The organism is Mesorhizobium sp. M0598 (genome assembly GCF_040320865.1).
GTDB lineage: Bacteria > Pseudomonadota > Alphaproteobacteria > Rhizobiales > Rhizobiaceae > Mesorhizobium.
In genome coordinates this window covers 21701-28439 of sequence record NZ_JAMYQL010000049.1, presented here as the reverse complement: position 1 = coordinate 28439, position 6739 = coordinate 21701, and the positions used below count along the sequence as shown (strand labels likewise).

At 63.6% G+C, this 6739-nt stretch carries 7 protein-coding genes; 5 read left to right on the top strand and 2 right to left on the bottom strand.

The genetic code is table 11. The features are described from left to right. From NKI59_RS32190 to NKI59_RS32175, 4 genes are all read left to right on the top strand, one after another. The coding region (locus tag NKI59_RS32190; RefSeq protein WP_352708561.1) for an ABC transporter permease at positions 1 to 491 on the top strand (491 nt) is incomplete at its 5' end. Beyond that, positions 491 to 1558 (top strand): ABC transporter ATP-binding protein, encoded by a 1068-nt coding sequence (locus tag NKI59_RS32185; protein WP_352708559.1) that lies wholly within the window; start codon positions 491 to 493, stop codon positions 1556 to 1558. The genes NKI59_RS32190 and NKI59_RS32185, both read left to right, overlap by 1 nt. An 80-nt stretch (positions 1559 to 1638) precedes the next feature. Then, entirely contained in the window at positions 1639 to 2889 is a 1251-nt protein-coding gene (locus NKI59_RS32180) for an aconitase X (RefSeq protein ID WP_352708558.1), read from the top strand. Continuing rightward, on the top strand, positions 2886 to 3308 hold the full coding sequence (locus NKI59_RS32175; protein WP_352708556.1) for an aconitase X swivel domain-containing protein: 423 nt from the start codon (positions 2886 to 2888) through the stop codon (positions 3306 to 3308). The genes NKI59_RS32180 and NKI59_RS32175 overlap by 4 nt, the downstream gene beginning before the upstream one ends. Here the strand turns inward: NKI59_RS32175 and NKI59_RS32170 are convergent. Both NKI59_RS32170 and NKI59_RS32165 read right to left on the bottom strand, forming a co-directional pair. Then, positions 3305 to 3469, bottom strand: coding sequence for an SIP domain-containing protein (locus NKI59_RS32170; protein WP_352708554.1), 165 nt, complete (start codon positions 3467 to 3469; stop codon positions 3305 to 3307). The two genes, NKI59_RS32175 and NKI59_RS32170, sit on opposite strands and share 4 nt — an antisense overlap. 220 nt (positions 3470 to 3689) lie before the next feature. After that, positions 3690 to 4721, bottom strand: a complete 1032-nt coding sequence (locus NKI59_RS32165; protein WP_352708553.1) for a LacI family DNA-binding transcriptional regulator — start codon at positions 4719 to 4721, stop codon at positions 3690 to 3692. A gap of 371 nt (positions 4722 to 5092) precedes the next feature. Between NKI59_RS32165 and NKI59_RS32160 the strand changes: the two genes are divergently transcribed. Next, positions 5093 to 6706 carry an extracellular solute-binding protein gene (locus NKI59_RS32160; RefSeq protein WP_352452729.1) on the top strand — a complete coding sequence of 538 codons (1614 nt, stop codon included), beginning with the start codon at positions 5093 to 5095 and terminating at the stop codon, positions 6704 to 6706. Positions 6707 to 6739 lie beyond the last annotated feature (33 nt).

The following is a 6739-nucleotide window of genomic DNA, read 5'->3' as shown; positions in this document are numbered from 1 at the left end:
TGCAGGCGCTGCTGTTTCCGCCAATCGCCATTCCGTGGCTGATAACCGGCACGGCGATGTTGATCTTCTTCTTCGGCGTCGGCATTGGGCGCGGCCTGTTCGCCATCCTGCTCGGGCACGTCGCGCTTGCGCTGCCCTACGTCATTGTCGTCGTGTCGGCCCGACTGCAGACCTTCGCGCCCGAGTTGGAAGAGGCGGCGCGCTCGCTCGGCGCCAATCAATGGCAGGTGACGAACCGCGTCACGCTGCCCTGGATCATGCCGGGCGTCATTGCCGGCGGGCTGTTCGCCTTCGCCGTGTCCTTCGACCAGTTCGTCGTATCCTACTTCCTGTCGACGCCCGGCCAGACGACGCTGCCGGTCGAAATCTACGCCGCGATCCGCAAGGGATTCACACCCGAGATCAATGCGGTCTCGACGATCATCATTGTCGTGTCGATGGCACTGATGCTGCTGACGGCGCGCTTCTTCAAATTCGGCGGAGAGAAATAATGGCTGGCGTCCAAGTAGCGAACGTGTCGCGCGCTTTCGGTGCCCATAAGGCGCTGGACGATGTCTCCATCGATTTCGCCGATGGCGGCTTCTATGCCCTGCTCGGGCCGTCAGGCAGCGGCAAGACCACGCTGCTGCGACAAATCGCGGGCTTCGACTTTCCCGATTCCGGCCGCATCACCATAGGTGGTGAGAGCGTCGAGCGGGTGCCGGTCGAAAAACGGCGCATCGGCATGGTGTTCCAGAACTACGCCCTGTTTCCCAACATGAGTGTTGCCGGCAATGTCGCCTTCGGCCTGTCGGTACGCGGCGAGCCCAAGGCAGTGATTGCCAGCGAGGTACAGCGCGCACTCGACCTCGTGCAACTCGGCAGGCTCGGCGGCCGCCGGCCGCACCAGCTGTCCGGCGGCCAGCGCCAACGGGTTGCGCTCGCTCGCGCGATCGTCATCCGGCCGCGCGTGCTGTTGCTTGACGAGCCACTCGGCGCGCTGGACAAGGCGCTGCGCGTCGACATGCAGATCGAGCTCAAGCGCATCCAGCGCGAGATCGGCATCACCACCATCTTCGTCACCCACGACCAGGAAGAAGCGCTGACGATGAGCGACCGCATCGGCATTCTGCGCGATGGCAAGCTGGTGCAGGAAGGCTCGCCCGAGGAGATCTACGATCGGCCGAAGAGTGAGTTTGCCGCCACCTTCCTGGGCGACGCCAACATCCTTCGCGGCGACAGCACGGGCAACGGCATCCGACTGCCGGACGGAACGGGGATTGCCGCAGGCGCGGGGGCTACGCTTGTCGCCGGCATGAAGGCGAGCTGCGCCGTGCGGCCCGAACGAATCCGCATCGCCACCAATGCCGGCGTTCCGGACCGAGCCCATGCCAACATGCTCACGGGGCGGGTCTCCAAGCGTATCTTCGCCGGCAACAACAGCACGTATTTTGTCGATCGCGATGGCCAGACAATCAAGGTCATCGTGCAGAACACCGGCATCAAAAAGCTGGCGGAAGGACAAGAGGTGGTGCTGCGCTGGTCGCTGGAGAGTACGGTGCTGATCGCCGCGAGCTAGCAGATTCAATCCTTCAGTCTTGCCAGACGCCCCGCAGTCGGGGAAAGCATGGTTGGGCAAACTCCGAAGCGGAATACTCGATGCCCCTTGAATTGAATGCGGGCGACCAGTCGATGCTGCATGGCGAGCAAGGCTCGGCAGCCGCTGCCGCCATGAAGATCCTGGTTGCCTTTTCGAAGGCGGTCGGGGCGCGCAAGTTGCTGGACATTGCCGGTGCCCATATCGACGGCTGCCTTTATCACGGCCAGGCCAGCCTCGATTTCGTCGAAAGGCTGATCGAGGGCGGCGGCCGCGTTCGGGTGCCGACGACGCTGAATGTCGGCTCGTTCGATCTGATCCATCCCGGGCTGGTGAAGATGACGGCCGCGGAAGAAGTGCCGGCGCGCCGTCTGATGAAGGCGCATCTGGAACTCGGCTGCCAGGCGACCTTCACCTGCGCGCCCTATCAGACGCGGTTCCGGCCAGGGTTTGGCGAGCAGATCGCCTGGGGTGAATCCAACGCCATCGTCTTTGCCAATTCGGTGATCGGCGCGCGGACCAACCGCTATGGCGATTTCGTCGATTTGTGCTGCGCAATGACCGGGCGCGCGCCGGCATGGGGGCTGCACCTGAGTGAAAATCGACGAGGCCAGGTCCTGTTCGAGCTGACCGACGCTGCCTTAGAGCCAACCGACGCTCTGTTTGTCGGGGTTGGGCTGATCATCGGGCAAAGGGCTCGCGACCGCATTCCGGTGATATCGGGCCTGCCGCAGCCGCGCGACGAGGACCAATTGAAGGCGCTGGGGGCGGCGGCGGCAACGACGGGTGCCGTGGCGCTGTTTCATGCCGTCGGCATCACGCCGGAGGCGAAGACGCCGGATGAGGCGTTGCACGGCCTGGCGCCGGAGGAAAAAATCCGGATCTCTCGCGCTGACATCCACCATGCGCTGGCCAGGCTGTCGAGCGTCCCCGATGGCGTGCAGCTTGCAGCCGTGTCGTTAGGCACGCCGCATTTCTCCTATGACGAGTGGATGCGCCTGTTGCCGCTGCTGCGCGAAGTCGGTCCAGGCAAGGGTGTCCCAATCTATGTCAACACAGGGCGCGCGACGCTGACGCGGCTGCAGGAGGAAGGCGCACTGGCCGGCATGGAAGCCTTCGGCCTCGTTCCGGTCACCGACACCTGCACCTATGTCACGTCGATCCTCGAGCGTCTCGATGGCGTGGTGATGACCAATTCGGGCAAATGGGCGCATTACGCACCTGGCAATATCGGTGTCTCGGTGGCCTTCGGTGACATGGAAGACTGCGTCCGCTCGGCTGCGGCCGGCCGCGTCGTGCGAGGCGCGCCATGAAGACGCCGGCCAGAACCGGTACATTCCACCTTTCCGGCTCGGCACAAGGCCCAGCGCTGGTGCTTTCGCAGGCGCTCAGCTTCTGGGGCGGGATCGACGTCGAAACGGGCGACATCATCGACCATTCGCATCCGGACCTGGGCGGCAATATCGCCGGCAAGATCCTGGTGATGCCGAGCGGGCGAGGGTCGTCGTCCTCGTCTTCGGTTCTGGCCGAAGCGATCCGCAGAGGCACGGCGCCGGCCGGCATTATCCTGGAACGGCCGGACCCGATCCTTGCCGTCGGCGCCATCGTTGCCGAATTCCTCTACGAAATCAGCATGCCGCTGGTTGTCTGCGACATGTCAGGCATTGTCTCCGGCGACCGGATCGCAATCGGTCTGGGCCAAGATGCGCAAGCGATGGTGAGCAAGCTCTAGCCGGCCATCAGTCCCGCTGTGCCCCGCCGCCAGTAGGCTGCCGCCAGTGTTTCGTTGCGGCCGAGCGCCAGCGTGCCGCGCCAGTGTTCGCGCACCGTCGTGGCGGCTGCCGCTTCGGCCGCGAACCAGCCGAATGCCGAACCGGCCGGCCATGCGACCAACCTTACCCACAGGAGCGAAATGGCATGGTCGGCAGTGATAGCGGGCAGATGCGCTGGTTTCGATCGGGCAGCATGACGGTTATGCTGCCGCTGGCGTGTCTGTCCTTGCGCCGTCTTGCGGGTTCAAGGCGCTGGCCGCCGAGACGGTCGTCGCCGGCGGCGGAGACGAAGGCGCTGTTCGTATTGGACGGCGCATCTATGATCGGCTTCGGCCCTCCTTTCAGATCTCCGGAATGCTTTCCCTGAAGATCACCTGCAGCCTTGGCTGGTGCAATTCGTAAGGCAAGCCCCTGACCGCATGGCTCAAGGTATTGAGCGCCTCGCGGGCCTCGACGCGCGGGTTCTGGTCGATGACCGCGTCGAGCGTGCCGTCGAGCAAGAGCTCCTTGGTGCCCTCCGTTACCTCATGGCCGAGAAAGACCGTCGACAGTGCACGCCCGCGCTCCTTGAGTGCGCGGGCGATGCCGGTGTTGCCGGCGCCGACATTGTAGATGGCGGCCAGGTCCGGGTGCCGGTCCAGCAGGGCGGAGGCCTCCGAATAGGCTTTTTCCCGGTCGTCGAGCATCTCGCGCATCTCGACGATCTGCAGATTGGGCGATTCTTCCGTCAGTATGTGGCGGAAGCCCATCTCGCGCTCTTCGTGGCCGCGGTAGGAGAGCGAACCGGCGAACAGCGCGACCTTGCCCGGACGCCCTGCGCCCATGAAGCGGTTGAGAAGGTAGCCGGCGAGCCGGCCGGCGGCGCGGTTGTCGATGCCGATATAGGCAACCCTCGGCACATGCAGGATGTCGGAAGCGATGGTGACGACCCTGACGCCGCTGGCCGAAAGCGAGCGGATCGCCTCACGCACAGTTGGATGGTCGAGCGCGATCACACCAACGCCCTGCGTCTGCCCGTGCAGTTCCTGCAGCAGACGGGCAAGCCGGTCCGGATTGAAGCCTTCGATAGTAGCGACGCGGACGTCGAGGTCGGGCCGCGCCTGCGCCTGCGCCTCGATCTGGCGGTGCAGCATCTTGATGAAGGAATTGGTGCCGGCGGGCAGGGCGAAATCGAGCCGTATTACCTCACCGCGCAGCGCGTTGAGCGAGCTCGGATTATTCGAATTTTCAGCGATATAGCCAAGCCGCTGCGCCGTTTCGAGCACGACCTCGCGGGTGCGCGCCCTGACCCCGGCGCGGTTGTTGAGCACACGGTCGACCGTGGCGGCCGAAACGCCGGCCTCCCGGGCTATGTCTGTCAGGGTGGACCGCACTGTCGATCACCTCATTCCAAAACGCGCCAGGGGCGCATCGCGATCACGCATTTCATGGGTCCACCGTCGGAGAGCGGCTTCATCGCCGTCCGCGATTCTGATGGGAAATGATGTAACCGGCCTTGGCCGATGCGCAAGCCGCTGCGCTACACCAGAGTGCCCAAGCAGACCAAAGCGGGGAGGTGGGCAGCCGGGCTCCCTCAAATTCAAGCACTGGCTTCAGTATGAGAGCCTTTACAAACGCCATTCTTCCCTCCCATGAGATGTTATGAGGTGTATTGATTATTTATGATGTTGACAGCCTTCGTGTAGTGCCGTCAATATCCATCATAAGGGCCGTCGAGGAACAAGGCCCTGAGGGAGGAGTTCCAATGTCGAATTTGATCCGCGTGTCGCGGCGCCGTTTGTTGGCGTCCGGTGGAAAGGCGGCAGTCCTTGTTGCCGCCGCAGGTATCGCACCGAAATTCATTCGCCCGAGCCGTGCCTATGCGGCCGATGCCCTGGCGCCCGGCATGATCGGTGGCCCGACGGGCTTCGACGGCTCGGAACGTTATCAATATGGCGCCGACACGCCCGAGGGTCGCGCCATCGAGGCGGCCAAGGCGATGAAGGGCGCCGGCAAGGCGCCGGCCAAGATCGTACTTGGCCTGTCCGACGGCTCGATCGGCCAGCTAACCCAGCCGTTTCCGGCCGGCGCGCCGTCGATCAAGGATCTCTGGGAGAAGGAAACCGGCATTCCGTTGGAAATCGTCGGTGTGCCAAACGGCCAGGAATTCACCAAGACGATGCAGGACATCTCCACCAAGGGTGGGGCCTACGACATCTACGCGGTCGAATGGAACCGTCTCGGCGACCTCGCCGAAACCGGCGGCATCCTCAAGCTCGATGACTTCGTCGCGCAGTACAAGCCGGAATGGGACGATCCCGAGCGTGGCTATGTCGACGGCGCCAAGGGCGTCTCGCTGCTCAATCAGTATCGCGGCTCGACCTATGGCGTGTCACTGGATGGCGACTTCCAGACATGGGTTTACCGTACCGATCTGTTCGGCGACGCAAACGAGAAGAAGGCCTTCTCCGACAAATACGGTTATGAACTGGCGGCGCCGAAGACGTGGAAGCAGCATGACGAGATCGCGGCCTTCTTCCAGCGCCCGGACAAGGGCCTGTTCGGCTCGACCGATCTACGCAACCAGGGCTGGGGCTACACCAACTGGTATCAGCGTTATGTCTCAATGGCTTCGCCCAATCAGTTCTTGTTCGATGATGCCGGCAAGCCGCTGATCAATTCGGAGCAAGGTATCGCGGCGACCAGCGAGTACATTGCGTCGCTCTCGCATCATTCGCCGGATGCGATCTCCTGGGGCTGGCCGGAGCAGTACGGCAATTTCGCCAAGGGCGGTGCGGCCATGACCTGCGCCTTCTCCAATCTGCCGAAATTCCTCGACAATGCCGGCAACAAGGATTCAGCTGTCACCGGCAAGATCGGCTCGATGCTGCCGCCTGGCCGCGAGATCGACGGCAAGCTGGTCAGCCGGTCGGTGCTGTGGCTCAATCTGTCGGCGTCGGTGTCCTCGCAAGCCAAGAATCCGGAGGCCTGCTACCTGTTCCTGCAGTGGCTGGGCTCAAGCCGCATCTACGCCTGGATGACTGCCAATCCGGGCGGCTACTTCGATCCGTTCCGGCTATCGGATTTCTCGGATCCGCTGGTTCGCCAAACCTATCACGCCTACCACATGGACGTGGTGCGCGAGACGGTCGCCCGCACCGTGCCCACCATCAACTACCCCGGCGCCACCGCCTTCCACAACGCGCTGGATGAGAACCTCGTCGCCGCGCTGACCAAGGCCAAGACAGCCGAGCAGGCGATGGCCGACACCGAGGCCGAGTGGAAGAAGATTGCCCGCCGCACCGGCGAGGAGAAGCTTCTCGAAGCCATCAAGACCAACAAGGAGGCCTGGCCGACCGTCCTCGATCCAATCGCCTGATCCTTCCAGGATCCTACGGAGGAGCGGTCGCTC